Here is a 25,862-nt window from a genome sequence, read left to right as displayed (position 1 = left end):
GCCCGAACGACCAAACCGCTAGTACCTGGCAGCAGCGGACAACCGCGCCGGTTGCGCTGGGCGTAGTGCCCATGGGACTCACCATCGTGCCGGGAACCAGCACCGCGAGTGCCAGCCCACAGCCGACCGAGACCTACGTGGTGCAGATGGCACTCGACCCGGTCGTGGCCTACGAGGGCGGAGTTGCCGGCCTTGCCGTGCCCAAGCCCGCCCCCGGGCACAAGGTCGACCCGCGGTCGGCAGGGTCGTGTCGTACGTCGACCACCAGGAGGCCCGGCACGCCGCCGCCCTCAGCCGAGTCGGCGGCGGCAGGAAGCTCTACGACTTCAGTTACTCCTTCGACGGTTCGCCGCTCGGCTGACCGCCGATCAAGGAGAGTGTTCTCGACCCCGGCGACCGGGCGGTGCTGTGGATGGCAGACGACCACCTCGTGGCTCTCACGTCGCTGCTCCCGACCGACTCAGGATGGATCCTGTAACGCCATGGGCATCACCGACTCCGGCTGGGTCACGGGCATCGGCCTCTAAGACCCCGACGGTGTAGCGCCAGGAGGGGTTCCTCGTCGGCGAGTCGCCTGATCAGATCGGCGAGGTCACTGTTCCGACGGCCTGCCGTGTCGCTGCTGGTCAACGCCACACCAGCGTAATGAGCCCCTACACCCCACCCGGAACCGATGGGCAATTTCTGCCCAACTTCGTCATCGCCCTGACGATAACTGTCGATCTCGTCGACTGTTAGTGCCAAGTTGCTCACGTGCTGTGCTTGATCGTCCATTCACATAGTTCATATCATCCTTTCGGGTAGCCGACGTGACCCGCGCGGCGCCCAGAGGGCTTGGGGGGTCGTTCCGGGTCCTACCAGCGTCTGCTCCTGTTCCATATCGGGTCCGCGACGCAGGCGGAACGCAGTAGGCCACAGGTAAGGAGAAAGATGACTCTCGCTCGGGGGGAGACGTCCATCAAGGACGTCCGGATGGAACGTCCACCGGGAGCCGACGACGCGGCCGTGGTCATCGCGATCGCCTCCTCGACGGAGGAGAGAGTGCGCCTGGCGTCGCTGGTGACCGGCCATGCTCCGGTACTGCTGGTCTCGTCGCCGGAGGAGCTCCTGTCGCTACTTGTCGGCAGCGCCCCGCCCGCCGAAGCACCGTCAGTCCATCCACGCGTCGTCGAGCCGCTCTCGCGAGCCCTCATAGGAACGGCTGATGTCGTCCCGGAGGTCGACTCGGACAGGCGGGTGGCAACCTGGTCCGGGCGCACCGTGCCCCTGTCACCCCTCGAGCACGACCTGCTTCGGTACCTTCTGCTGGCACGACTCGGCCGCACCTGCACCTTCGAGTCACTGCACCGCGCGGTCTGGGGCAACGACCACCTCGGCGGCCGGGGCGACGTGTGGTCGGTGGTGAAGCGACTCCGCCGCAAGCTCGACGAATTGGACTGCCCGCTGCGGATCCAGGCGGTGCGCGGCGTCGGCCTGCGTCTTGTCGACCCAGGCGCGGTGCTGTCAACGAACGCCGAAGAAGCCCGAGAGAGCCGAAACCAGATCTGAAAGTGATGCGCCTTCCGGGTCCTCCAGATCGATATGTTCGGGTCCGACCCGGGCTACATAGTGCCGGAGCCGACCCTTGAGTTCTGCTGGATCGGAACTGATCCGAGGATCCGCACGGATCCAAACTGAATCGCCGTCGCAATGATGCTCAGCCGTCGCTTGCGGGCGGTTGCGCCAACAGTTCGGCAGCGACAGACCGCATACCTTGATCAGGAACGCCGGCCTAGACCTGGGGAGCCGCCCAGGACGATTGCAGTCACCCTTAGTGGCAGCGCACGACCATCAAGGCGTGAACGTTCGGATTGCGACTTCATCGCCGACGAGCACACGCTCACCCCGGCTGAGGTCCTAGCCGAACGAGAAGCCATCGCCGAACGACGCAGGGACCAGGCCAGGGCGATCGCCCAGATCCTGCGCCGGCAGCGGGTGACCCGCCGCGTCGTGATGACCGGCGACTGAACGACCTGCCAGACGCCGCGACCCTCACCGCGCTGCGCCAAGCGAACCTCGCTGAACAGGTTCACCAGGGCCGCGCCGCCGCCGGGCCCAACCGTAACGGCACCCTGATCGGCGACCAGTTCGCCGACCTGTCCCCCATCACCTGGACGCACCGTCACCGCGCCAAGGGCGTCACCACCTTCGCCCTTTACGATCAGATTTGGACCAGCCCAGACCTGATAGTCACCGCGGCGCACGTCATGCGCCGTACCCAGATCAGCGGCGACGGCTCCGACCACGACCCCGCCTACATCGACATCGACCTCGGCTGACGCTGACGCCACCACCGTGCTAACCGGCGAGGTCACGGCCGTCCCCGGGCACGCCTTGTTCCGCCTCGGGCGTGCCACCCGAAATTCTGAGGCGGCGGCGATTGCATCGTCAGGCGGTGCTGCGGAGGCGGCATACCACAGCGTCGGGCTGGCGCGGCTCAGTCGTCTCCCATCGGCGCTGCAGCACGTTGACGAGATTCTGTTGCGTGGCTTCCGTGACGTGGCTGTGGATGCCGCGCAAGCCCGCAAGGCGGTGACCCAGGCGGCGAGCTTGCATGATTCGGGGATACCGTCCTCGATCAGCCGGGTCTTGTGAATGTGTGGCAGATCGCGGAAGTACATCCCAGGAAAATGCGGGCGGCCACCTGTCGGATCGCCATACACCCGCGGAAGGTGCCTTGCTCGAGATCCGCCCTGGGCTGCGCAATCTTGAGCGGGCACCAGACGGGCTGACGTTGAGGGCGGGACTCCAGCCGAAGCGCGCTCGACCGCGACCTCGCCGAGCTCGCGCGCGAGATTCGTGGGTGGACGGCTTGGAACCGGTCGGCACGAACAGTATGGACGGCTGCGGAGGCCATCGACGGCAGGGCGTTCAGACGGGAGAAGGCACCGTGCGAATGCCAGGGTTCAACTGGGGTGTGCGTTGATAAGGGTTCCGGCGGGCGTAGCCGGAGCGCACAGCAACTCACCCGTGGCGGAGTCCTCGCAGAGGTAACGAGCGCCCTCGTGCATCCAGCCCCACAACCACTCCTGAAACAGCGGCTGCCCACAGTTACGGCACGTCGCAGATCGTTGGTCCTCCGGCGCTGGCGATGGCACCTGAGCGCCCTCTCGTGAGGCGGTGTCCGTCATAGTCTCCCCTTGGTTGGCGACTCCGGCACCTGGACGGAACCGGCAGTTCGGCCGAGTGATGGCTGGCCCCGCCGGGCCTCGTCGTGTTTGTCCGACGAGGCGGACGGGAGTTGGGGGTTGGGGAACGCCCGCCACCAAGGCCACACACTCCGGCCTCTATAGCAGACGTCGAGGACTGTTGAGCTGTTACAGGAGATCCATAGCTGCTCACAAGGTGGGATTGCCTGTCCGACTGCTCCCGCAAAGGCGGCCATCGTCTGGCAATCGAACCGAGCCGTGGTGACGGCCGCGATGAAGTGCTGGGAGGGACGTCGCGCGCCCGCGCTCCAGACGGCGCTAGCTGCGACCAGAGCCGGAGCCTTGACGCGCTCGCGGCAAAGCGCACTTTCGCTAGCTCCCACGGGCGATTAGGAAAGCAGGTCGGCGAGCGTGGCGGGTCGAGGCGGCGTTGATTGGACGGTGATGCGTTTGATGGTCACCCGCCGGGATGGCATCGCGCGGTCGGCTGCGAAGCGTACGGCCCGGCCGGCGGCGATGGGCGCAGTCGTGATGTCGTCGGCCTTGACGTTTAACGCCACTTCACAGGTGTCTGTGTCGGTATTGCCCTTGACGTTTGGTGTGATGACGCCGTCCCACTGCTGCTGTAGCTCCATGAGCTGGTCGCGCAGGCGGTCGACGAACATCGGGAGCGACGTGTCGCCCGGTGGAGTGATCCAGAGGGTGAGGCTGACGTGGAAGACTTGCACCTCGGCTTACCAATGTTGTCGATGGGCGAGGAGCTGACGGGCGTCGGCCGGGATTAGACTCAGCAGCTGCGGTCTGCCGATGTGGGGCTCCGTGCCACCGCAGGCGGCGCTGGCCGTCAGGCCGTAGAACTCCCTGCGGTGCAAGCAATCCGGGTCAAGGTTCATGGTTGCTCGCCTGCTCCTTCCCGTACCAGTCCGGATCCGGGCGCCGTCATTGGCAGCTCGTGTGGGCGTAGGCGGGGACCGTGGCGCATCGCATCGCGGCGAGCGGGCTCTTCGGCTGCCGAACCGGGGCCGGGAGCCGAACCTGGCCCGAGCCCGACCGAGCGGGTCCGTGCCCGTTGGCGCCAACCCAGGATCACAAGACACCACTCGCGCCTACAGCACGTGCACCTAGTTCACTAGGTCAGTCGGAGGTTGAGTGGAGCTAGTGCCCGTGATCTCATCGGGGCGCCAACCCAGGAGTGACATGCCCCGACGAATGACCTACCGCCAAATCGCGGACGACATCGCCGCCCGCATCGCCACCGGCGAGTACCCACCCGAATCCAAGATTCCTTCCTACAGTCAGCTCTCAGAGCTCTACAGCGTTTCCGTTGCAACCGTGCAGCGTGCACTTCTGGTGCTGCACTCCAGAGGCGTCGTGTATGGAGAGCCTGGGCGGGGCGTCTACGTCAAGGGGCATGACGACTCATGAAGTAAGGCGAACCAGGAGACGTGGACGTTACGCCGACTGCGTGGAGCCGACCCGATGGACGCCCGCGGGGGCGTACCAAGTCCGGTGCTATCAGTGTTCGTCCACGAACTCGTGCAGGTGGGGGCAGTTATGGGAATCATCTTCATGTTGCGTCATTTGCACAAACCGGCACCCGGCGTGTCCGGGCGCTTAAGACGCCGCAAAGCAGACGCAACCCGAGCCCTGTTCCCCTCGCCCCGCTCGGCCCGGCTGCGGCTGGCCACCCTGCACGCCATCGACGCCGTGCACCGCTTCGTCGACGTCACCACCGGCGACAACCAGCACCTTTCGCCGAGACCGGCCCACTCCTCCGCCTCATCTGGCCGCCTCGGCGCCGATGGTGTTTCGCGTAACGTTTTCGCACTTCGGAGCGCCCTTTGGTCGGCGGGCCGGGGTCCGATTCCGGCCCACGCGACGTACCGGATCAGAACGGGGAACGATGAGCCGAAGAGCACACAGGGGCCGGCGCGCACGGATCTGGATGGTGGGGGCCGGCGTGCTCGCCCTCCTGGCCGTCGGCGGGGGCACCGCCGTGGCGGGCAGCGACCGGTCCGCCGACGACACCGCGGCGAAAGCGCACCTCGTCGCCGACAGCACCAGGTCCAAGGCCGACAAGACGCCGGAGTCCCCGCGGCCGGGACGAAAGCCACATCCCAGCCCTTCGCCGACGTTCAGCCCGACGTCGAACCCCACCGTCAGCCCGACACCGACTCCGACCACCACCACCTCTCCTCCGAGCACCGACGTGAACGCCCAGATCCCGATCCCGGGCTACGTCACCGGCTTCCGGTTCGGCGACATCCTGATGGACGAGGCACGCGGCCGGGTCTACATCACCGGGGGCAAGGGCACCGACGGTCTGATCGTCACCGACCTGAACGGCAGCGTCCTTCGCACCCTTCCAGGCATCGCACCGGGGGCCGCCGGGATGACGCTGAGCCCGGACGGCAGCAAGCTCTACATCGCCGCCGGCGATCAGGACTGGCTCAGGATCGTGGACCTGGACACGTGGGAACTGGACGGGCAGTTCACCGGGAAGACCGACGGGACCATGACGTGCCCGAAGGACATGGCCTTCGCGGCCGGCCAGCTCTGGGTCTCGTGGGGGTGCGAGAACGAGCCCACGGCGGGCATCGGCCGGGTCGACCTCGCGACCGGCAGGTTCAACGTGAACGCGGTCGACGCCATCGACGAGCGGATCAGCTCGGCGATGCAGCTGGCCACCTCACCCGCTCAGCCCGACATGCTGATCGCCGGAGCGACGGGCTCCAGCCCTGCCCTGCTGGTCCGCTTCGAGGCCACCGCGACGGGGCTGGTCCAGCGGGCGATCAGCCGGACCGACGGTGGCTCGGTCGCGCAGTTGGCTGTCACCCCCGACGGCACCGAGGTGATCGTCCCCTCGGGCGCGCCGTACTACCACCCGGTCCTGCGCACGTCCGACCTCGTCGAGGTGCACCAGTACCCGACCGTGACGTACCCGAACGCCGTAGCGATCCGGCCCGACGGCCTCGTCGTCGCCGGCACCAACTCGTCGTACGACAAGGACGTCTGGGTCTTCGAGCCGGGCAGCACCACCCCGATCGCCACGTACGAGTTCGGGCACCTACCGAACCAGGAGACGTGGGCGCACAACCTGGTCGACGGGGGGCTGGCCGTGTCCGGCAACAAGATCTACGCGGTCACTGACCAGTTGGCCGAGCCGGAGATGGTGACCTTGCGGATCCGTACGCTGCCGTGACACCCGACGCCCGGCCCGTCACCGACGGGCCGGGCGATCGACGGTCGTCACCGGCTGCGGCACCGCGGTGAGGAGCCGGAGGCCACTTTCGGCGAAGGCCGCCGTGTCGAAAAGCTCGTGGACGCGCGCCGGCCTCGCGGACCACCTCGGCGATTCCCAGGCGGAGCGTGGCGTGCACCTAGATGAAACGCGCTCGGCCCACCACACCCACCCTCTACCGCGATCGACCCACGGTTTGGCACCGTAGCCCGCACGAGTGGACCTCGTCGTTACCACGGCATCCATGCCACGGCTCGCCGGCGTTGCGCTTGATCACTGCGCGCATCTTCCGGCTCTTGTTGCGCTGGTCGGGGCCAACAAGCTGCGGGCGGCCTATCGGCCGTTCGCTGGATGCGCTGGGTGGACTTTTGGCCGATGGCGAGTAAGGTCAGCTAGCTGTCCGCACCTGTGCTCCCCGAGGAGGCCGGCGACCGTGGCCGAGAGATCGACTTCTCGTTCCGTCGATGGGGCTACCCGACATCACGACGATCCGGCGAGTGTCATAGACAGCTGGATCTCTCGACAGTCATGGTTGGAAGCAGGCGATTCCGACTCGTCCTACCAGCGGCAGGAAGCTGCCGCGCCACAGTGGCGTGACGACGTGTCGGACCAAGATGGGGAGGCGTACGAACCTGCGGATGCCCACCAGGAGCACGAAGGGCAACACGCGAGGCACCGGACGCACCCGCAGTACGAGGACGAAGATGAGCAGTACGACCGGGCCTACCCTCAGCACGAGCACAAATACCCATCGTTCGACTCACCGGTCGATCCCGAACCCGCGTACTACCAGCCCGACCAGACCTATACGGACGACGCTCGCGACCAGGCCTACCGGGAGGAACGTCGGGCCCAGGACCGGTACGGACCGAGCGATGCCAGTTCGGTCCACGACAACGCGTACGGCGCGCAGCAGGAGAGGTACGCCCAACCCGAGGCGGGCTACGCCCACGAGGAGTACCCCCACGACGATTACGCCAGCCGCAACCAGTACCGCCACGAGGAGCCGGGCGCGCGGAACCCCGAGGCGCCCGAGGTGCGGCCACGGAGGAAGCACAACCGGGACGTTGCTGCCCGCCCACGGCCGGCCAGCCGGCGGCGGCGCTGGCTGATCCCGGTCGGCCTACTCGCGCTGGGGGCGCTTGTCTGCGCTCTGGCGTTCATGCGGGGGTCAGGCCGGCCGCCGGAAGACGGGCTCCCGCTGTCGGCGGCCACCACCCCGCCGTACCCGTCTGAGCAACCGATTGCCCTCCCCGAGATACCGTCAACGCCGCCCGATTCCGCGGCACTGCGCAACTCCTCAACCACGCCAAGCGCCACACCGTCGGGAACACGCTCCGCCACGCCCAGCGCCACACCGTCGGTCACGCCTTCCGTCACTCCGACCCCGACGTCCACCGTGGGCACGCCGACACCGACTCAGAGCTCGGGCCCGGTCCTGCTCGGCCCATCAAGCGGCCGGGAGGTGGGGAACATGGTCCGGCGGTACTGTGACCGGCACACCGGGGGCTCAGCGGACTCCCGCAATGACGGCCGTTGGCAATGTACGAGGCTTCTCTCCGCGTCCATCGTCGACATGGACGTCGCCTGCCGCGACACATATGAGTCGGGCGCATACGCCCGGACATCCAACCCCGACGATCCGTATGCCTGGCGGTGCTACCGCTGATCACCCGCGCTCCAAGACTGATACCCGATCTTGTCCGGCCCCGGTCATGACTGGACGGATCAGCGGACCTGACGGAAGGCAGGCACCGGACCTGTGGGACCGGCGAGCCTCGCCCCCTTGTCAGCGATTGCGATATGCCTCCAGAACCGACGTCGGGATGCGTCCCCGTTCGGAGACCTCGTAGCCGTTCTGGGCGGCCCATTCACGGACCGACCGGTCCGCGCCCGGTCGGTCGCCCTGGAAGTCGCGGGGCTCGCCGACCATTGTGCGGATCGGCGGGCGTCGACACCGCCTCGACCGATCCGCCTGCCAGCGGAGATATAGTCGTCGAGGGCCTTGCGAAGGGTACCGATGTTCTCGTCCGACAGGTCGATGGCGTATGAAACGCCGTCCAGGCTGAACTCGACCGTACGGTCCGCCTTCCCCCCATCGAGGTCGTCTGTCAACACCGTGATCACTTTGCGAGCCATGACAATTGCTCCTCGCGACGACATGTGGTGGGTGCGGCTCAATTCGAGCAACAAGAAACAGTATGTGCCCCTGCCGGCGGGGTCGGAGGCGGGGTGTTCAAATGGAACCGAATCCGGTGGATTGAAGCCGGGAGGCAACCCAGCCCCGCCCCCTTGGAGGCCATCTCCCGGCCGAGCACTTCAACCCGGGTTTGCCGGCCGCGCTGAGACCGCCCAACTCTCTCTCCTTCAGGAACAACGGAGGGACCGGTCCCACGCGTTCACTTGTCGAACGCGAGCGGTTGTACCAGGCAGTTCTGCGAGATGGGGCTCTCTTCCGGTTCAAGGAAGGCTTCCGCGTTGGGTGCTCAAGCGGGGCCCGGCCCGTTGGCGCCGAGGCAACTCAACGAGGGCGACAACGCCAATGCGGAGGCCAGGAACGGCACGATAGAACGCGATCCCGGCCTCCGCATGAAGCAGAGGTGCAGCTCGAGCGGGCCTTCGGTCAGGCCCCAGGAGCCCGCCTTCCACGCTGGCGTACGCGTCGCCGTGAACACCGACGTCGCCAGCGGCACTGCCAACGTCGTGCACGGCGCCGCCCAAATCGCCGGTCACGCCAGCGACGCCGAGACCGCCGGCGGTGCCGTCCAGCGTGCCGCCAACCTCACCGCTCACAACGCCAGTCAGGCCGGTGACACCGCGCACCGTTCCGCCCAGGTCGCCAACGTCACGGGCCACGCCGCCAGCCAAAGCCGGCGACACCATCCACCCTGCCACCCAGGTCGCCAGTGACGCCGAGCCGACCAACAGCGAGCGGGTCCCGTGGGCACCCGCGGAGTATGGGCCGCTGGTGAGCTACTGCCGGATGAGAGGACGTCCAGAACGCCGGTGATACCCAGGACCCGACGGGCGTTCCTACCGGGATTGGTGATGACAAGCTGCCTGCCTGCCGCCTTCGCCTTGTTCCTAGCCGTAACGAGTGCACCGACCGCGCCGGCGGGCGGCCGGGGCGGATGTCGGCGCGGGTGTCCTTCCTGATCGGTGTGGTGGCGTCGATCGTCGCGAATGTTCTGGCGGCGCCGGACAACCTGGTGGCCCGGGTCATCTCCGCCTGGCCAGCCCTGGCGCTGCTGCTGGTGGTGGAGATGCTGACCGGCGGTCGACCGGCAGGCACTCCGGCCGACAGCGGCAAGGAGGTGGAAGAGTCTCCCACCAGCGCTCCGGAGGCCCCAGGCCGGGTCATCGCAGCGCCGACTTCGCAACCGCGTGCCGACCACCGGCAGGGCCGGCCGGTGAAGACTCCGCCAGCTGGCAACGGCACCCGGCCGTCCGCTGCCGCCCGCGTGCTCGCCGCGCGCGCCGCCGACCCCACCGCCACCGTGGCGGACATCGCCCGGCGAGCTGGCGTCGCCGACCGGACGGCGCGACGACACCTCAACGGAACGCCGGTCGGTTAGCGGCCCTCGCCTGCCTCGGACAACCGACCGCATCAGCCGGCGCCTGAGCTGTCAGTCGTCGTCTTCCTCGCCCCGCGCCTGCGAGTACCCGGCGAGCAGGTCCTGAAGGCGGGTGGCGGCGTCGGCGCTGATCCGGCCCCCGTCGGCCGCGTCGGCGACCCGCTCGCTCAGTTCCCGTATCCGCTTGGCGCGGTCCTTGGGCTTGCCCCGGTCCAGATCGGCGAGCTTGTCCCGCAGCTCCTCGGCCGTCTTTGGGTCGATCTCGCTCCGGCTCTCCGCGTTGTCGATCACCGCCGTCAGCTGGGCGGCCAGCTGCCGCAGAGTGACCGGCGTGAGCCCGCCGGTCGTTGGCGGAGCGCTACCCGGATCGGACGAATCGCCCGGCGCCTCCGACGCCGGCTGCTCGACGGGTGTGACGGCGACCGGTGGCGCGGCGGGCGGACTGTCCGGTTCGCCGCCGAGGGTAAGCATTCCGACCACCCCGACGACGAGGGCAAGGCCGGCCGCGACGAGCATCGCGAGCAGCCGATTCGACCGGCGCGACGGGCCTGCCGGCGATGCGGCGCGCACCGGTCGCGCCGTGGGCAGCGACCGGTCGATCAGCGTGGGCGGTTGCGCGGGCGCGACGGCCGCCCGTCCGGCCGGCAGGGTGGGCAGGACCGCGGTGGGCGGATCGGCCGGCTGGCCAGCGCCGAACCGGGTGGCGAGCTGTGCCGCCGTGGGCCGGCGGGCCGGGTCGGCCGCCAGGCAGGCGAGGCTGAGCTCGGCGATGTCGGTGGGCAGGCCGGGGATGCGCAGCGGCGGCAGCGGGGTGCGCCCGGCGTGCACCTCCATCGCGTCCTCCCAGGTCTGCACGGGCAGCGGCGCCCGGCCGGCCAGGGAGCGGTAGAGCAGCGCACCGAGGGCGTAGACGTCGCTGGCCGGGTTGGGCGGGCCGACGGCCAGCCGCTCCGGGGCGAAGTAGGCCGGGGTGCCCATCAGCAGTTCGCCTGTCTGGCCGGCGAGCGGGTGGTGCGGGCCGGCGAGCGCGGCGATGCCGAAGTCGAGCACCTTGGCGCCGGTGTCGGTGAGCATCACGTTGCCCGGCTTGATGTCGCGGTGCACCACCCCGATCCGGTGTGCGGCGGCGAGCGCCGCGGCGACCTGGCCGGCGATCCGGACCGCCTCGGGCCAGGCGAGCGGGCCGCCGGTGAGCCGGTCGGCGAGGTTGCGCCCGTCGACCAGCTCCATCACCAGGTACGGCACCACCGTGCCGCCGGCCAGGCTCGCCTCGCCGTAGTCGTACACCTGGGTGATGTGGGGGTGGGTCAGCCGGGCGGCGGCGCGGGCCTCGCGCTGGATGGTGGCCCGCAGCTGCGGGTCGACGGCGAACTCACCGGCGAGCGCCTTCACGGCGACGGGCCGGCCGAGCACCTCGTCGTCGGCGCGCCACACCTCGGACATCCCGCCGAGGCCGATGCGCTCGCGCAGGACGTACCGATCGTGCAACCGGAGGGTGGGCGTGAACGGCGACATGGCCATCCAGTTTGCCCGCCCGGCGGCACCAGCCATCAACCGCCCTGCCGCCGCCGGGCTGAGCGCGCCGAGGAGACAGCGCTGGGGTACGGCGGCGGCGCTGAAAGGAGCCACCCATTCGCCCCTGCCCCGCGCGCAAGGCGATCGGGCGTGGTGATGTCGGTGACCGCGCCGAGGGCGCGGATCCGTTCCACCGTCCTCACCTGGGGTGCGTCGTCGTTGGTTGCGGCGGTCGTCGGAGTGGATGGGTTCATGAGGGCAGTTCTCCTGAATGCGGTCGAGGTGTTGACGGCGGACAACTGGGCCGGCAGGTCGGTTCGTTGCGTTCGGCGGGTGGCGGACAACCTGCCGGTATCGGGTAGGCCTCCCAGGTGAACGCGCTCAGGTGCGCTGGTCATCACGGTTGCCGGCGGTGGATGCAGCGGCGCTTCCGCTGGTGAGGATGGGCTGGGTGTTGGCGAACACGAGGACGTCTTCGTGTGCGATGAGGTGCATGGGGGTGCCTGCGGTGCGGGCTCGGCGGACCTGCTGGAGCTGAAAGAAGCTGGGCCGGGCGACGAGGTGCCCGCTGCGGACGGCCGCCAGGAGGGCGACGCATCGGTCCACCGGTGTCAGGCCGGCGCGGATTCCGGCGCCGATGACGGCAGACGGCAGGTCGACCAGCTGGCCGTGCTTGCGCCAGGGCCGGGCGGTGACCACGACGACGCCGCCGGGACGCAGCAGGGTGTGGCAGCCGGCCAGGATCTGGGCGAACCCGTCGGCGAGGCCGGTGAGGTCTCGGTAGGCGAGGTTTCCGCGGTCGGTGCCGTCGTTGTAGGCGTTGTCGAACTTCGCGACCCCGTCGGTGCCGGGGCGGACCAGGCCGTGGACGGTCGGCCCGTACGGAGGAGAGGTCACCACCAGGGCGACCTGGCCGGCGAGGTCGGCGGGGACGAGGGACCGGATGCGGGTTGCGTCGCCGCGCATCACCGCAGCCCTGCCGGTCGCTCCCTGACGCTGGGCGTGGGTGATGTTGGCGTCGGCGATGTCGGACCAGCGGGACTCGTATTCGACGCCGATGGCGTCGCGGCCGGCGTGGGTGGCCTCAACGAGGGTGGTGCCGATGCCGCACATCGGGTCGAGGACCAGGTCCCCGGGCTTGGTGTAGGCGGCGACGGCATGGGCGGCGATCGCCGGCAGCATCCGGGCGGGGTGCTTCACCGACTCGGGAACGTACCGGCCTCGCCGCTGCACCGGCCCGGTGCGCTGGGCGGTCGCCCACACCGACAGGCCCTCTGGCCCCGTCGGCACCGGGTGGCGTCCGTCGTAATCCCGGTGGCGATCCTCGTGGGCGCGGTGCATGCCGCCGGCGCCCTCCGGCCGGCCCGGCTCATCCGCTCCGTGGGTGGTGGGGTGCTCAGCCACGTCGGTCACCGCCCTCGCGGCTCCGCCGCCGCTGTGGCGGGGTGACCGGTGGAGGGCTGAACACCAGCAGGTCGGCGTGGACGCGGTGGTGCGTGAGCATCCACTGCTGCCCGGCCATCTCGTGGGCGAGGGCGAGGAGTTCTGCGTCGGTGCCGTGGTAGACGAAGGTGTCCGCGTCGGTGTCGGCGGTGACCGCGACGATGTGCTGCAGATACCCCAGCCCGACGCTCGCCGCCACGGAGGCGAGAGGGCTGAAGTCCTCCGGCAGGGCGATGGTGCCGGCGGGAACCGCGACGATGAGCACGAGGCACCCGCCGGCGCGCAGCAGCCGGGCGCCCCCGGTCAGTAGACACGCCAGGCGTACCCGGTTCGTGGCCTCGTTCGCGTCGAGGGGCCAGGAGGCGACCAGCAGGCCGGTCGCCTGCGGCGAGCCACCGGGGTCGGGCGGGTCGGTGAGGTCGTCACCGAACCAGGCGCTTACCTCCTGAACGTCGCCGTCGTCAGACTGCTGCTGGGCGGACGGGTGGGGCTCGGCCGGTTCGCTGGCAGGGCCGATGAGGAGGCTGGGCCCGTCGGTGAACCAGCCAGGGTGGTGCTGGCGCCGCCCGGCGAGGCAGGCGGTGGACAGGGCGTGGTCGTCGGTGCAGTCGATGACCGTGTCGCCGGGCCGGCTGTAGGCGGACACGAGGCGGTAGGCCAAGCGAGCGCCGACGATGCGACCGGTGTCGGCGGAGGTGCGGGCGGTGCGCCACACGGTGATCGGCACCGGCGGGTCGCCGGCCACGAGGTCGGTCAAAGTTGGGTCGGCGCGGAAGTGGTCCGGGTCGACGGGGCGGGTGGGGCCGTGGTGCTGCGGCGTGTGCTCGCTCATGTGGTGTCGGCTCCGCGCCGCGCGGGCAGTGCGCTGACACCCTCAAACCCGTGTTTGTGTGCTCTGGCGAACGCCCCCCGTTCTCACAGCGGCTCACAGCCACTCACAACCAGCCCGATAGACTGTCATCTATGTCAAAGCGCTGTCGGTCCCAGCGGTGATAGGTGCAGGCATCGTCGCCGGCCGTGTCATGACAACAGCCTCGGCGACATGGGGCTGCCACGTCCGATGCCTACACCGTCGTTACGGGGGTCGACGCCGCGATGACATCGGCGGCGTCCGGTGCGACATTGCGGCCTGCGACCGTGCCACCGGCTGGACCCTAGTCGTTGTGAGCGCTCGTAAGCGGCTGTGAGTGTCATCGCCGCCGTTGTCATCGTCGCCGACGCCGGTCGGACGGACACCTCGCCCGCTGGGGCGCGGAGAGTCGATGCCGCGGCGGGGTGGCGGTGTCACAGTGCCGGTCACGGGCTGTGTCACACACCGCTGTCATCGATGATGATCGGGGTCAGGGATCGCGTGTCAGAGATTGTGTCATTGTCGGCGCGGAGGTGCCAGAGGCGGCGCAACCTGCGCTGTGAGGGCCTTGTGAGGCGCTCGTGTCGTAATCGGCGCCTGCCTGGTGCCGCGACACCACCGCAATGTCAATCGACGATCTCCGTTGCCCTCGGGAGTGTGACATGACCGCATCTGACATCGACTGGCCCGCCTCGCCGCTGGACGCCGCCGACGCCGCGTTCGCGTCACTGACCTGCCAGCCCGTACCGATGACACTCGACCTCGACTCGTTCGACCCCGACACCGGCCTGCCCGGCGATGTCATGACACTGCCGGCGCTGCGGGACTGGCTCCTCGCGCACCCCCGCGCCTTCACCGCGCGCGACGAGGTGTGGGGGGAGCTGATCCGCCGCGCCCGCCTCGACGGGCCGGCGTGGGTGATCGCCGCGGTCGGCATGGCGATGCCGGCGCTGCGCCGCTACGCCAGCCACCTGTGCGCCGGCTACGGCGGCGACCCGGACGACATCGGCGCTGAGGTCCTCACCGGCTTCCTGGCCGCGCTGCGCGACCGGGTCGACCTGTCCCGCGACGCCCCCTACGCGGCGCTGTGCCGGGCCGCGTTCCGGGCCGGCTACGCCCTACGCCAGCAGGCCGGCGAGTACATGCCGGTGGACAACGTCGACCACGTCACCGGTCCCCGTACCCCCACCGTGCCCTACGGGCACCCGGACCTCCTCGTCCAACGGGCGGTCGGCCTGGGCATCCTCGACCGGGAGGACGAGCAGCCCTACATCGACATCCGGCTCGGGCGGCGGGCGATCGAACCGGTCGCCGCCCGCCTCGGCATCACCGTCGACGCGTTGCGCATGCGGCTGGCACGTATCGACACCCGTCTCGCCGACGCCCTCGCCAGAGGGCTGCTCACCGGCGTGACCAGCCAGCAGACGGCCGACGAACTCGCCCATCAAGCCGTGCACCGCTCGGCCACCCGCACCGGCTTCGCCGCGGTTGGCCGCCGCATCGCCGATCAGGGGCCCGTGTCCGCGACGGCGGCGCGCGCCGCCTGAGTCACACCCGCGCACCGCGTCAATCCGGTGCCGCCACACGCGAACCCCGTGAACGTCCTCGCCGGTCTCACCGATCCACTGGCGAGGACGTTCGGCTGTGCCGGCCCTGCACCCGCAGTGGACCCCGACACGCGAGGCTAAGCGGGTTGATCGCTGGTTACCGGGTGCGCTCGTCCGCCTCAACGAGCTGGGCAAGGTTTGCCAGGGCCATGCGGGTGCCCGTCTCGTTGTCAGCCGCGGGCACACCATCGGGGATGCCGTCGTGCACGACGAGGACCTCAGTGCCGCCATCTGCATCGGTGAGCGTGGTCGTCATCGTCATCGTGCCCTGAAGCGCGGGGTCTGCTGTCTCAAACTCGAGCACTTCCACCAGCTGCTCGTTCGGCACGAGCTTCAGAAAGTGGCCGTGGTAAGTGTCGGTATGTGGTGCCGACTTGCCGGCGCCATCCGGCGCGTCGTATGTGAGCGAGACGCGGAAGGAGCCACCTTCGCAGGCATCGAATTCATGCACGTAGCTGCTCATGCCGGCCGGCACCCGCCATCTCGCGATCGCGTCCGGGTCCAAAAGCGCCCTGTAGACGGCTGGACGCGAGGCACTCACGTGATGAGAGACCTGCATCGAGTACATCGAGCGAACATACCCCTCGTGTGACCTGCGGTGGGAGTCATCTGGGTGGCGCTGTGAGCCGCTGTGAGCGGGGACCGTGTTCGCCAGAGCACACAAACGCGGGTTTGAGGGTGCGGAACTCATCCCGCCCGGCCCGTGCCGGGCACCCGGGAGGTTCCACCCGCCGCCGGGCCCGGACATCCTCGGGCCGCCACGAGCTGGACGCCTCGGGTGCCGCGCAGTGCTTGGTGCGCTGACACCTCATCGAACACCGCAACCCGCGAGGGAGGACGAGCTCCTCCCGAGGCTAGTGCGGCTCATGACGCGTCCCGTTTTCCGCGCCCGGCGGCGGTCCCCGTGACCGCCCGCTAGCGCCCCGCCGCCCCGCCCCTGGTGACGGCGACGGGGCCGGAGGTGACCCACTCATGTCCCGCATCCCGGCACGCCTGCGTGCCCTCACCCACCACCGCACCATCCGCCCCGCCGGCCGGTCCGCCATCGTCGCGGCCCAGGTCGCCCTTTTCCTGTCCGTTCCGGCGGCGGCGTTCGCCGACACGGGCGAGCCGGTGTACCTGGCGGTGAACTCGCTGCCGGTCGTGATCGGCAACCTGCAGACGTGGCTAATGGGCATCCTCGCCGCCGTCGCCACCCTGTTCCTCGTCCTGGCCGGCGTGTACTGGGCTACCGCCGGGGGTGACCCGGCCCAGGTCGACAGGGCCAAGGGCGCGCTGAAGAACGCCCTGGTCGGCTACGGCCTGGCGGTTCTCGCGCCGGTGCTGCTGCAGGTCGTCCATGGCATCGTCGGGGGCTGACATGGGTTGGCTTCTCGATCAGATCCTGGACTGGCTGGCGGCGGCGATCCTGGCCTGTCTGGACGCGCTGATCGGGGTGATCAGCAGCGCGCTGCTGGTCACCCCGAACGTCACCGCGCTGCCGCAGGTGCAGGCGTTGACCGGCCGTTCGGTCCTCGTCGTGGACACCGTGTTCGTCCTGGCGTTCGTCGCCGTCGGCGTGCTCACCATGACCGCTGGCGGCAGCGAGGGCTCCCGCTACACGGTCAAGGACCTCATCCCCCGCTTGATCGTCGGGTTCGTCGCCGCTCACTTCTCGCAGCTGTGGTGCGGCATGCTCATCGACCTCGCCAACGCCCTCACCGCCGCCCTGACTACGCCCGAGGGTGACAGCGACGGAGCGCTGCGAGGGATCAAGGCTCACGTCGCCGCCGGTCAGGACAAAACCGCGGTGCTGCTGTTCGTCGTGTGCGTGGCCATCATCGCGGTCCTTCTGGCCAGCACCGCGTTCAGCGTGATCGTCCGGTTCGCCGTCGTGTTGGTGCTGACCGCGTTCGCTCCCCTGGCCCTCGCTTGCCACGCCCTGCCGCAGACCGATCCGATGGCCCGGCTGTGGTGGCGCTCCTACACCGGCACCCTCGCGGTGCCGGTCGTGCAGGGGTTCACCCTCTACGCCGGGCAGTGGATGCTCACCGACCCCGACAATCTGCTGCCCGTGCTCGGGCTGCCGGTGGATCCGGGCGGGGTGATCAACCTGTTCGTGGTCATGGTCATGCTGTGGACCACGCTGCGGGTGCCCGCCCTGATGCGCCGCTTCGTCTCCACTAGCGGCGGTGGCGGGGGCGCGAACATGCTCGGCGCGGCGGTGCGGGTGATCGTGGTGCAGCAGGTCACCCGGTCGATACCCGGCCTGGGCCGGATCCGGGCGGTGACCCGATGAGCCGCCTCGACCGGGACGCCGAGCCGGGGCGGGCGTGGATGCCCGCCGACGTTGACGCACCCGACAAGGTGCTCTACGGGCTCACGTTCCGGCAGCTGGCCATCCTCGCCGTAGCCGCCCTCGCCTTCTACGGCGCATGGCGGGCCCTGCACGACCTGCTGCCGGCGCCGGTGCTGCTCGGCGCGGCTGTCGTCATGAGTGGGCTGGTGTTCGGCATCGCCGTGGGCCGCCGCGACGGGCTGTCCCTGGACGTGTGGCTACTCGCCGCCGTGCGGCACTCGCGGGCACCGCGGGGGCTGTCGACCACCGACACGACGTCGAAGACACCGGACTGGGTGCAAGCCCCGAAGAGCCCCGTGGTGCTGCCCGCGCCGTTGAAGCTGCCCGCCGACGCCATTGACGACAGCGGGGAGATCCGACTCGGCAGCACCCGGGCGGCGATGGTCGCCGCCACCAACGTCAACCTCGCCCTGCGCACCCCGGACGAGCAGGCCGCGCTGGTCGACACGTTCGGCCGGTGGCTCAACTCGCTGTCCACGCCGACGCAGATCGTCGTGTCCGCGCAGCCGGTCGACCTGCGCTCTCACGCACGGAAGCTGGCGCAGGCGGCCGACGACCTCCCGCACCCGGCGCTGGCCGACGCGGCGGCGGATCACGCCCGGTTCCTCGACACCCTCGCGACTCGGCGGGATCCGCTGCGGCGGCAGGTCCTCATCGTCACCCGCGCCCGCGCCGGAGAACGGGGTGAGCACGCCGCCCGCCGCCGCGCTGACGACACCGTCCGCGCCCTGTCCGGCCTCGGCGTCGCCACCCGCGCCCTCGACGGGGCGGCGGTCACCGCCGCGATCGCCGCGGCGGCCGACCCCTATCGGCCGCCCTGTCCTGGTGGCTTAGCCGCACCCGACACCGTCATCAGCTCACCCCGCCCTGTTGAGCGGGGACCGCGCAGAAAGAAGCGACGGACATGAGGATTCCCAGAAAGTCCACCACAATCGACCGAGCCGCCTTATCCACCGGGCTGGCGGCCGCGGTTGCTCCCACCTCGGTGGAGGTCACTCCGCGGATGCTGCGGGTCGGCGACGGCTACGCCGCCACCCTCGTGGTCACCGGCTACCCGGCCGAAGTCGGCCCCGCCTGGCTGGAGCCGCTGCTGTCCTGGCCGGGTCGGCTCGACCTGGCCTTGCACATCGACCCGCTACCGGCACCGGTCGCGGCATCACGGTTGCGCACCCAGCGGGCCCGGTTCGAATCATCCCGGCGGGCTGACAGCGAACGGGGCAAGCTGCCCGACCCTGCCGTCGAGGCGGCAGCGGACGACGCCGCGGACCTCGCCGAGCGTCTCGCCCGCGGGGCGGCGAAGCTGTTCCGCGTCGGCCTGTACCTGACCGTGCACGCCCGCACCGAGGACGAACTCCTCGAGGCGTGCGCGCAGGTCAAGGCCGCCGCCGCGTCGACCTTGATCGAGGTGCAACCCGCCACGTGGCGGCACCTGGCCGGGTGGACCACCACCCTGCCCCTCGCGACGGACTCGCTGCAGATGCGGCGCACCATGGACACCGCTGCCCTAGCTGCCGCGTTTCCCCTCGCCAGCGCCGACCTGCCCGCGCCGCTGCCCGGCGACCCGCCGATCGAGGGCGGAGTGCTGTACGGGGTCAACCCGGACTCCGGGGGCGTCGTGTGGTGGGACCGGTGGGCACAGGAGAACCACAACTCGGTCGTCCTCGCTCGCTCCGGCGCCGGCAAGAGCTACTTCGTCAAACTCGAGCTCCTGCGGAACCTGTACCAAGGGGTTCAGATCGCGGTCATCGACCCCGAGGACGAGTACCTGCGACTCGCCGACGCCGTCGGCGGGGCCGTCGTGCGCCTCGGCGTCGCGGGAGTGAGAGTCAATCCGCTCGACCTGCCCGCCGGGGACACCCGCCCGGACGTGCTCACCCGCCGCGGCCTGTTCCTGCACACCCTCACCGCAGTGCTGCTCGGGCAGCAGCCGCCGCCGGCCGAACGCGCCGCCCTGGACCGGGCGATCCTGGCCGTCTACCGGCAGGCCGGCATCACCGCCGACCCGGCCACCCACCACCGCTCAGCCCCGCTGTTGCGCGACCTCGCCGTCACGCTCGACGGCGACACCGACCCCGCGGCGCGGCAGCTCGCCGCCCGGCTCGCCCCCTGGGTCGAAGGGTCGTTCTCCGACCTGTTCGACGGGCCGACCACCACCCACCCGCAGGGGCATCTGGTGGTGTGGTCGCTGCGGCACCTGCCCGACGAGCTGCGCACCGTCGGCACGCTGCTCGCCCTCGACTCCATCTGGCGGGACGTTGACGCCCCCGGCCGGGCCCGCCTGGCCACCCGCCGGCTCGTCGTCGTCGACGAGGCGTGGCTGCTCATGCGCGACGGCGAGGGAGCCCGGTTCCTGTTCCGCATGTCCAAGGCCGCGCGCAAGCGCAATGCCGGGCTGACGGTCATCACCCAGGACGTCGCCGACGTCCTCGGCACCGACCTCGGCCGGGCCGTGGTCGCCAACGCCGCCACCCAGGTGCTGCTCAAGCAGGCCCCCCAGGCCATCGACGCCATCGGCGACGCGTTCGGTCTCACCGCCGGGGAACGGCGGCTGCTGCTCGCCGCCCGCACCGGTCAGGGGCTGCTCATTTCTGGCACCAACCGCAGCAGCTTCGAGGCCATCTCCTCCGACGGAGAGCACCCGCTGTGCACGACGCGGCCGGCAGAGCTGGCCGCCCTCGACGACGAGGAGGCAGACGACCTATGAGAGCACTAGAGATGACCATGCCGGCCCCATCGGCACCGGCGCCCAGCCCTTGGGGGCCGGGCGCCGGGTTCGTGGCGCCCCCGACCGGCCCGGGTCGATGGGTCGTCGACGGCGCGCAGTGGGCCACACAGCGGCCGTGGCTGCTCGCCGTAGCGGCCGCCGGGCTCGTCGCCTACGTCGCGGCACGCAACCTGCTCCAGGTGTGGCGGCACCGCCGGCACGCCGACGGCGCTCGGCTGGTCACGATCGCCCCGCCACCTGAAGTCGATCCGCACGGCGCCGCCGCCCTGTGGGCGAACCTCGCGGGAACGCTGACCCCGTCACGGCGGCGGCGTCTGCTCTACGGCAGCCCGCACGTGGCATGGCAGTACACCTGGACCGGCCGGCAACTGCTCATCACGGTATGGGTGCCCGGCACCGTCCCGCCCGGCGCCGTCGAGGCCGCGATCCGCGCCGCGTGGCCCGGCGCCGTCACCACCACCGACGACGCCGCCACCCCCCCGATCCCTTTCGACGTACCAGCCGCGGTCGGCGGGCACCTGTTGCCCACCGCCGCCGAGTGGCTCCCCCTGAACACCGACCACGACAACGACCCCCTGCGGGCGCTGATGTCCGCCGGGTCCGGACTGCGGGCCGACGAGTACTCCTGCGTGCAGGTCCTCGCCCGCCCCGCCACACCCCGACGCGCCCTGCGCGCTCGTCGCGCCGCCGCACGGCTGCGCGACGGCAAGACCGCCGTACCGGCGATCAACCCCGCCGCCCCACTGCTGTGGCTCATCGAGCTGTTCCTGCCGGCGCGCACCGGCGGGGCGAGCCGTCCTGCCCAGCCAGCCGGGCGGCGGGACCCGGGCGTGGAGCGGGACGTGCGGGCGATCCTCGACAAGACCTCCCACCTGCTGTGGCAGACCGCGATCCGCTATGCCGTGGCCAAGGACAGCCAGCGCAGCGGCTCCAGCCCGATGGAACGGCTCCGTGGGGTGGCCGACACGATCGCCTCGTCGTTCGCGGTCTACTCCGGCCGCAACCGCCTCACCCACCGCACCCGCATATCCGCACCCCTGGAAGTCATCGCCGGGCGGCGCCTCGGCTCAGGGTTCCTGGCGTCCACGCCCGAGCTGGCGGCGCTCGCGGCGCTCCCCCGCGACCTCGCCGTCCCCGGCCTCGACAGGGCCCGCGCGAAGTCCATGCCCACCCCCGTCGCCGTCCCCACCGGCGGACGCGGCACGAAGGTCCTCGGCACCGCCGAGATCGGCGGCCACGGCGTAGCCCTGTCCGTGCCGGATTCGCGCTATCACCTGCACGTGATCGGATCCACCGGCTCTGGGAAGACCACGCTGCTGGTCAACATGGCCGTCGACGACATCAAAGCCGGTCGCGGCACCGTCGTCATCGACCCGCACGGCGACATGGTCCTCGACATCCTCGACCGGCTCCCTGCGAGCGTGGCCGACCGGGTAGTGCTGTTCGATCCTGACCAGCCCAACCCGCCCACCCTCAACCCGCTGTCCGGCGATGACCCCGACCTGGTCGTGGACAACCTCGTGTCGATCTTCGGGAACATCTTCGCCAAGGCCTGGGGGCCGCGGATGGACGACGTGATGCGGGTGGCCTGCCTGACACTGCTCCGCCACGCCAACGTCACCCTCCAACACATCCCACCGCTTCTGAACTCGGCGCAGTTCCGGTCGGCGATGACGGTCAACCTCGACGACCCAGCCGGGCTTTCCGGGTTCTGGCAGTGGTACGACGAACTCAACCCCGCCCTACGCTCACAGGTCATCGGCCCCGTCCTCGCCCGCCTGCGCGCGTTCCTGCTCCGAGACTTCGTCAAACGCACCATGCGCTACCCGCACTCCAGCTTCGACATGGGCAAGGTCCTCGACGGCGGAGCGCTGCTCGTACGCATCCCGAAGGGGCAGCTGGGCGAGGACACCAGCAAGCTCCTCGGCTCCCTCGTCCTGGCGCAGGTGTGGCAGGCCGCCACCGCCCGCGCCCGAATCAACCCCGACAAGCGCCGCGACGCCACCCTGATCATCGACGAGGCCCAAAACTTCCTGACCCTCGCCAACTCGCTGGACACGATGCTCGCCGAGGCCCGCAAGTACCGGCTGTCGCTGGTCCTGTCCCACCAGGACCTGGCCCAATTCCCCAGGGACCTCCTCGCAGCGGCCTCGGCGAACGCCCGCAACAAGATCTACTTCTCCTGTGCGCCGGAAGACGCCCGAGTGCTCGCCCGCCACACGCTGCCGGAACTCGACGAGCACGACCTGACCCACCTCGACGCCTACACCGCCGCCACCCGCCTCGTCGCCGACGGACGGCAAACACCGGCGTTCACCATGAAAACGCGCCCGCCCAAGCCGGTCGTCGGCGAGGCGACCGCGATCCGCCAGGTCGCCGCGGCAGCCATCACGCCGCAGGACGCCAGCGCCATCGACGCCCTCGTCGACCGGCTCTCCCGCGGGGAGCGGACCAGCACCAGCACCGACGCGGGCAGCGCTGGCGACATCGCCAGCACCAAGGGCGGCAGCCGCAGGGCACGTAAAGCCTGACCCCGTCCCGCCCGCCTACCAGGCGATGGCGGTGCCGCGACGAATCTCGGCCTTCCGTGACGCCTTCCGCTGAGGCTTCACCGCTCCTTCACCACCTCCCACCACCTCACGTCGCTGCCAGGTGCCCGGATGGGTCTGTCAGCGCAGCACACCGCCCGTGAGTGCCCATCGTCATCGGCGTCGACAGTTCCAGACTCCCTCCCCATGGGAGGGATCCACTCCTTCTACTTCCTGAGGAGATCCCCTCATGTCCAGCGAATCCTCCACTCCCGCATCTCGTCCGTCCTCCTCCCGTTCCCCCGCCAGCAAGCGACAGCGCCTGGCCTACTTGCGTCGCCTGACCCTGCGCGACCGGCAGCTTCTGGCCTGGCTCGCGGAGCACTACGTACTGTCCACCGACCAGATCACCCAAGCCCTGTTCCCGTCGGCTCGCTCAGCCCGGCTGCGGCTGGCCACCCTGCACACCATCGATGCCGTACACCGCTTCGTCGACGTCACCACCGGCGACAACCAGCACCTCTACACCCTCGGACCGCTCGGCATGCTCGTACACCCCACCACCTACACCGACCCGCAACGGGCGGATGCCCGGCCACCGCGCAGCAGCATCGAACGCACCGAACGAATCATCGGCAGCCCCCGGCTGCGGCACCTGCTCGGCACCAACCAACTGTTCGTCGACCTGCTCGCCTACGCCCGCACCGACGACAACGCCCGCCTCGCGCGGTGGTGGTCCGAGCAGCACGCCACCACCGCCTACGCCCTCGCCGAGATCCGACCCGACGCCCACGGCATCTGGCAGGCCGGCGGCCGAACCGTGGGGTTCTTCCTCGAACACGACAACGGCACCGAGCCCCTCGCCACCGTGGTGCGCAAGCTGCGCGCCTACGAGCGCCTCGCCGAGTTCGGTCCCCGCTACCCGGTTCTGCTGCGCGTACCGAACCGCCGCCGTGAGACCAACCTGGTCGACGCCCTCACCGGCGTGCCCACCGTCATGCCCATCGCCACCGGCCTGCACGGCGAGCACCCCGCCGGACCCGCGTGGACCCTCACCGCCAACCCCGGCTCCCGCCGGTGGCTGCACGAGCTGCCCAGCGACCACGGGCCCCACAACACCGCCACCAACCCCCACCGCTACATCGGCGACGGGGACGAGGTCTAACAGTCAGCCACGCGTCTCGCTGCCCTACACCGGGCAACCTTTAGCACACCCTTAGCGATCTCTTAACCCTCTCACGCAGAGACTTCGGATTCCTTCGTTCGCGCGCCGCCGACGTGAAAAAGAGAGGCCCTTCTTTGTATCCGTACCACCGGTATCCCTCCGCTGGCGACAGCGCCAGACGTGGCGGGATACGGGAACTAGGAGGATTTGCAGTGGTCAGACGGAATGTGGCACGGCTCGTGGTCGCGTTCACGGGGGTGATCGCTCTGCTGCTCGGGGGGCAGACCGCCGCCTTCGCTGCGCCGACCAACGACGACTACTCCGCCGCCATCGCGGTGGAGTCCGTTCCCTTCACCACCACCATCGACACCAGCGACGCCACGTCGGACCCTACCGATCCGACCGGGTGCTACAACAACGGATCGGTGTGGTTCAGCTTCACGCCGACGCGGGACATGTGGATCCAGGCCGACACCATCGGCAGCAACTACAACACGGTGCTCTCCGCCTGGACCGGTGACCAGGGGGCACTGACCTTGGTCGGCTGCAACGACAATTACTACAGCCAGGACGCGCGGCTCGCCTTCACCGTCAACGCTGGCACCACCTATCGCTTCATGGCCGGTTACTGCTGCGGCAACGGCCGCGACGGGGGCGGTTCGCTTCGGTTCTCGGTCAAGGAGGTCCTGCCGCCGGCGAACGACAACTTCGCCGACGCGATTCCGGTCGGCGCGCTGCCCTACGCGGAGGCGCAGGACTACCAGGGTGCCACCCGGGAGACGGGCGAGCCCTCGTCCTGTTTCACCCCGACCCGTACGGCCTGGTACTCGTACACACCGACGACCACCGAGTCGATCACGGCCCGAACGAGCCCGGGCTATGCAGGCATGGCCGTGTACACGGGCTCCTCGCTCACCGACCTGGTCATGTCGGAATGCAGCACCCTCTACAGCTATCGACCGCTGACCTTCCGTGCGGAGGCGGGTAAGACATACCTGTTCCAGGTGGCGGCGGACGGAATCAACGTGCACACCTTCCAACTGGAGGTCGCGAAGCAACCCACGGCGGAGTTCTCCTACTGGCCGGGCGAGCCCAGCTCCTACGACCGGATCAGTCTCAGCAGCTCCGTCAATGACCCGGCGGGTGCGGGCATCTCCTCCTACGCCTGGGACTTCGGTGACGGGACGACGTCGGCCGACCCGAATCCGGTCCACCAGATAACAGCCGATGGCGATCACACCGTCAGATTGACGGTACGGACGCCTGACGGGCGGACCGCGTCCGCCGCCCACGTGATCCAGGTGCGCACCCACGACGTCGCAATCGTGCGGATGACGGTGCCCACGACGGCGCGGGTGGGGCAGACCATCGGAGTCGACGTCCACATCCGGAACACCCGGTACGACGAGAGCGTACGGGTCGAGCTCGCACGGAGCACTCCAACGTCGGGCTACCAACCGGTCGGGGCGTTGACCCAGCCGGTCCCGGCCACGAGCAGCAACAAGACCACCCGATTCTCGTTCACCTACACCGTCACCAGCGACGACCTGGCCTACGGGAAGCTCACCTTCCGGGCCTCGGCCGACCCGAGCCCGAGCCGCGACGCGCTCCCAGCGGACAACGAACTGCTCTCGACCCCGGTCATCATCAAATAAGTCGGCGGCGCCCCGGGTCGTCAAGACCCGGG

20 protein-coding genes and 1 pseudogene are annotated in these 25,862 nt (G+C 69.9%); 14 read left to right on the top strand and 7 right to left on the bottom strand.

Translation table 11 applies throughout. The features are described from left to right. Window positions 1-1,005: 1,005 nt before the first annotated feature. Window positions 1,006-1,548 (top strand): winged helix-turn-helix domain-containing protein, encoded by a 543-nt coding sequence (locus tag ACWD5O_RS29615; RefSeq protein WP_449939741.1) that lies wholly within the window; start codon window positions 1,006-1,008, stop codon window positions 1,546-1,548. 209 nt (window positions 1,549-1,757) lie between these two features. Here the strand turns inward: ACWD5O_RS29615 and ACWD5O_RS29610 are convergent, their stop codons facing one another. After that, window positions 1,758-2,660, bottom strand: a complete 903-nt coding sequence (locus ACWD5O_RS29610) for a hypothetical protein (protein WP_450087314.1) — start codon at window positions 2,658-2,660, stop codon at window positions 1,758-1,760. Between the two features lie 917 nt (window positions 2,661-3,577). Continuing rightward, a complete protein-coding gene (locus ACWD5O_RS29605) occupies window positions 3,578-3,916 on the bottom strand; it encodes a hypothetical protein (protein ID WP_450087313.1) in 339 nt (112 codons plus the stop codon). 469 nt (window positions 3,917-4,385) lie between these two features. Between ACWD5O_RS29605 and ACWD5O_RS29600 the strand changes: the two genes are divergently transcribed. The 3 genes from ACWD5O_RS29600 (at window position 4,386) to ACWD5O_RS29590 (ending at window position 8,098) form a co-directional block, all read left to right on the top strand. Further along, window positions 4,386-4,613: a winged helix-turn-helix domain-containing protein gene (locus tag ACWD5O_RS29600; RefSeq protein ID WP_449939734.1), complete on the top strand. Its 228-nt coding sequence runs from the start codon at window positions 4,386-4,388 to the stop codon at window positions 4,611-4,613. 520 nt (window positions 4,614-5,133) lie between these two features. Further along, window positions 5,134-6,390: a hypothetical protein gene (locus ACWD5O_RS29595; RefSeq protein ID WP_450087312.1), complete on the top strand. Its 1,257-nt coding sequence runs from the start codon at window positions 5,134-5,136 to the stop codon at window positions 6,388-6,390. Between the two features lie 472 nt (window positions 6,391-6,862). Further along, the gene (locus tag ACWD5O_RS29590) at window positions 6,863-8,098 is read left to right on the top strand and encodes a hypothetical protein (RefSeq protein ID WP_449939730.1); all 1,236 of its coding nucleotides are present in this window, start codon (window positions 6,863-6,865) and stop codon (window positions 8,096-8,098) included. Between the two features lie 120 nt (window positions 8,099-8,218). Here ACWD5O_RS29590 and ACWD5O_RS29585 read toward each other — a convergent pair. Continuing rightward, window positions 8,219-8,568 (bottom strand): annotated as a pseudogene (locus ACWD5O_RS29585) (histone-like nucleoid-structuring protein Lsr2). A gap of 528 nt (window positions 8,569-9,096) precedes the next feature. Here ACWD5O_RS29585 and ACWD5O_RS29580 point away from each other — a divergent pair. Continuing rightward, window positions 9,097-9,339, top strand: coding sequence for a hypothetical protein (locus ACWD5O_RS29580; RefSeq protein WP_449939726.1), 243 nt, complete (start codon window positions 9,097-9,099; stop codon window positions 9,337-9,339). Between the two features lie 233 nt (window positions 9,340-9,572). Then, the gene (locus ACWD5O_RS29575; protein ID WP_450087311.1) at window positions 9,573-10,004 is read left to right on the top strand and encodes a hypothetical protein; all 432 of its coding nucleotides are present in this window, start codon (window positions 9,573-9,575) and stop codon (window positions 10,002-10,004) included. A gap of 51 nt (window positions 10,005-10,055) precedes the next feature. Here the strand turns inward: ACWD5O_RS29575 and ACWD5O_RS29570 are convergent, their stop codons facing one another. The 3 genes from ACWD5O_RS29570 to ACWD5O_RS29560 all read right to left on the bottom strand — a co-directional run bounded on the left by ACWD5O_RS29570 (window position 10,056) and on the right by ACWD5O_RS29560 (window position 13,794). After that, window positions 10,056-11,633, bottom strand: a complete 1,578-nt coding sequence (locus ACWD5O_RS29570) for a protein kinase domain-containing protein (protein ID WP_450087310.1) — start codon at window positions 11,631-11,633, stop codon at window positions 10,056-10,058. A 267-nt stretch (window positions 11,634-11,900) separates the two neighbouring features. Beyond that, window positions 11,901-12,860, bottom strand: a complete 960-nt coding sequence (locus tag ACWD5O_RS29565) for a DNA methyltransferase (protein WP_450087339.1) — start codon at window positions 12,858-12,860, stop codon at window positions 11,901-11,903. A gap of 55 nt (window positions 12,861-12,915) precedes the next feature. Next, complete coding sequence (locus ACWD5O_RS29560) at window positions 12,916-13,794, bottom strand: hypothetical protein (RefSeq protein WP_450087309.1); 879 nt, start codon at window positions 13,792-13,794, stop codon at window positions 12,916-12,918. Window positions 13,795-14,474: 680 nt separating this feature from the next. Here ACWD5O_RS29560 and ACWD5O_RS29555 point away from each other — a divergent pair. Then, on the top strand, window positions 14,475-15,359 hold the full coding sequence (locus tag ACWD5O_RS29555) for a hypothetical protein (protein ID WP_450087308.1): 885 nt from the start codon (window positions 14,475-14,477) through the stop codon (window positions 15,357-15,359). 157 nt (window positions 15,360-15,516) lie between these two features. Here the strand turns inward: ACWD5O_RS29555 and ACWD5O_RS29550 are convergent, their stop codons facing one another. Further along, window positions 15,517-15,987, bottom strand: a complete 471-nt coding sequence (locus ACWD5O_RS29550) for an SRPBCC domain-containing protein (RefSeq protein ID WP_450087307.1) — start codon at window positions 15,985-15,987, stop codon at window positions 15,517-15,519. A 404-nt stretch (window positions 15,988-16,391) separates the two neighbouring features. Here ACWD5O_RS29550 and ACWD5O_RS29545 point away from each other — a divergent pair, with 404 nt between their 5' ends. From ACWD5O_RS29545 to ACWD5O_RS29515, 7 genes are all read left to right on the top strand, one after another. After that, window positions 16,392-16,778, top strand: coding sequence for a pilin (locus ACWD5O_RS29545; protein WP_450087306.1), 387 nt, complete (start codon window positions 16,392-16,394; stop codon window positions 16,776-16,778). 1 nt (window position 16,779) lies between these two features. After that, window positions 16,780-17,697 (top strand): conjugal transfer protein TrbL family protein, encoded by a 918-nt coding sequence (locus tag ACWD5O_RS29540; RefSeq protein WP_450087305.1) that lies wholly within the window; start codon window positions 16,780-16,782, stop codon window positions 17,695-17,697. Then, window positions 17,694-18,665, top strand: coding sequence for a PrgI family protein (locus ACWD5O_RS29535; protein WP_450087304.1), 972 nt, complete (start codon window positions 17,694-17,696; stop codon window positions 18,663-18,665). Before ACWD5O_RS29540 ends, ACWD5O_RS29535 begins: the two co-directional genes overlap by 4 nt. Then, window positions 18,662-20,461, top strand: a complete 1,800-nt coding sequence (locus ACWD5O_RS29530; protein WP_450087303.1) for a VirB4 family type IV secretion system protein — start codon at window positions 18,662-18,664, stop codon at window positions 20,459-20,461. The genes ACWD5O_RS29535 and ACWD5O_RS29530 overlap by 4 nt, the downstream gene beginning before the upstream one ends. Window positions 20,462-20,472: 11 nt before the next feature. Then, on the top strand, window positions 20,473-23,013 hold the full coding sequence (locus ACWD5O_RS29525) for a type IV secretory system conjugative DNA transfer family protein (RefSeq protein WP_450087338.1): 2,541 nt from the start codon (window positions 20,473-20,475) through the stop codon (window positions 23,011-23,013). Window positions 23,014-23,260: 247 nt separating this feature from the next. After that, on the top strand, window positions 23,261-24,175 hold the full coding sequence (locus ACWD5O_RS29520) for a replication-relaxation family protein (protein WP_450087302.1): 915 nt from the start codon (window positions 23,261-23,263) through the stop codon (window positions 24,173-24,175). A gap of 212 nt (window positions 24,176-24,387) precedes the next feature. Continuing rightward, entirely contained in the window at window positions 24,388-25,830 is a 1,443-nt protein-coding gene (locus ACWD5O_RS29515) for a PKD domain-containing protein (protein ID WP_450087301.1), read from the top strand. Window positions 25,831-25,862: the final 32 nt, after the last annotated feature.

The sequence above is a fragment of the Micromonospora sp. NPDC005161 genome (assembly GCF_053599855.1).
Note: the sequence above shows the minus strand (reverse complement) of the source record. Positions and strands in the feature narration are given on the sequence as shown.

Excerpts from the sequence above, each read along its gene's own strand:
- ACWD5O_RS29610 (WP_450087314.1), bottom strand. The coding sequence starts at position 2,660 with ATGTACTTCCGCGATCTGCCACACATTCACAAGACCCGGCTGATCGAG.
- ACWD5O_RS29600 (WP_449939734.1), top strand. The coding sequence starts at position 4,386 with ATGCCCCGACGAATGACCTACCGCCAAATCGCGGACGACATCGCCGCC.
- ACWD5O_RS29595 (WP_450087312.1), top strand. The coding sequence starts at position 5,134 with ATGGTGGGGGCCGGCGTGCTCGCCCTCCTGGCCGTCGGCGGGGGCACC.
- ACWD5O_RS29565 (WP_450087339.1), bottom strand. The coding sequence starts at position 12,860 with ATGCACCGCGCCCACGAGGATCGCCACCGGGATTACGACGGACGCCAC.
- ACWD5O_RS29560 (WP_450087309.1), bottom strand. The coding sequence starts at position 13,794 with ATGAGCGAGCACACGCCGCAGCACCACGGCCCCACCCGCCCCGTCGAC.
- ACWD5O_RS29555 (WP_450087308.1), top strand. The coding sequence starts at position 14,475 with ATGACCGCATCTGACATCGACTGGCCCGCCTCGCCGCTGGACGCCGCC.
- ACWD5O_RS29550 (WP_450087307.1), bottom strand. The coding sequence starts at position 15,987 with ATGTACTCGATGCAGGTCTCTCATCACGTGAGTGCCTCGCGTCCAGCC.
- ACWD5O_RS29545 (WP_450087306.1), top strand. The coding sequence starts at position 16,392 with ATGTCCCGCATCCCGGCACGCCTGCGTGCCCTCACCCACCACCGCACC.
- ACWD5O_RS29540 (WP_450087305.1), top strand. The coding sequence starts at position 16,780 with ATGGGTTGGCTTCTCGATCAGATCCTGGACTGGCTGGCGGCGGCGATC.
- ACWD5O_RS29535 (WP_450087304.1), top strand. The coding sequence starts at position 17,694 with ATGAGCCGCCTCGACCGGGACGCCGAGCCGGGGCGGGCGTGGATGCCC.
- ACWD5O_RS29530 (WP_450087303.1), top strand. The coding sequence starts at position 18,662 with ATGAGGATTCCCAGAAAGTCCACCACAATCGACCGAGCCGCCTTATCC.
- ACWD5O_RS29525 (WP_450087338.1), top strand. The coding sequence starts at position 20,473 with ATGACCATGCCGGCCCCATCGGCACCGGCGCCCAGCCCTTGGGGGCCG.
- ACWD5O_RS29520 (WP_450087302.1), top strand. The coding sequence starts at position 23,261 with ATGTCCAGCGAATCCTCCACTCCCGCATCTCGTCCGTCCTCCTCCCGT.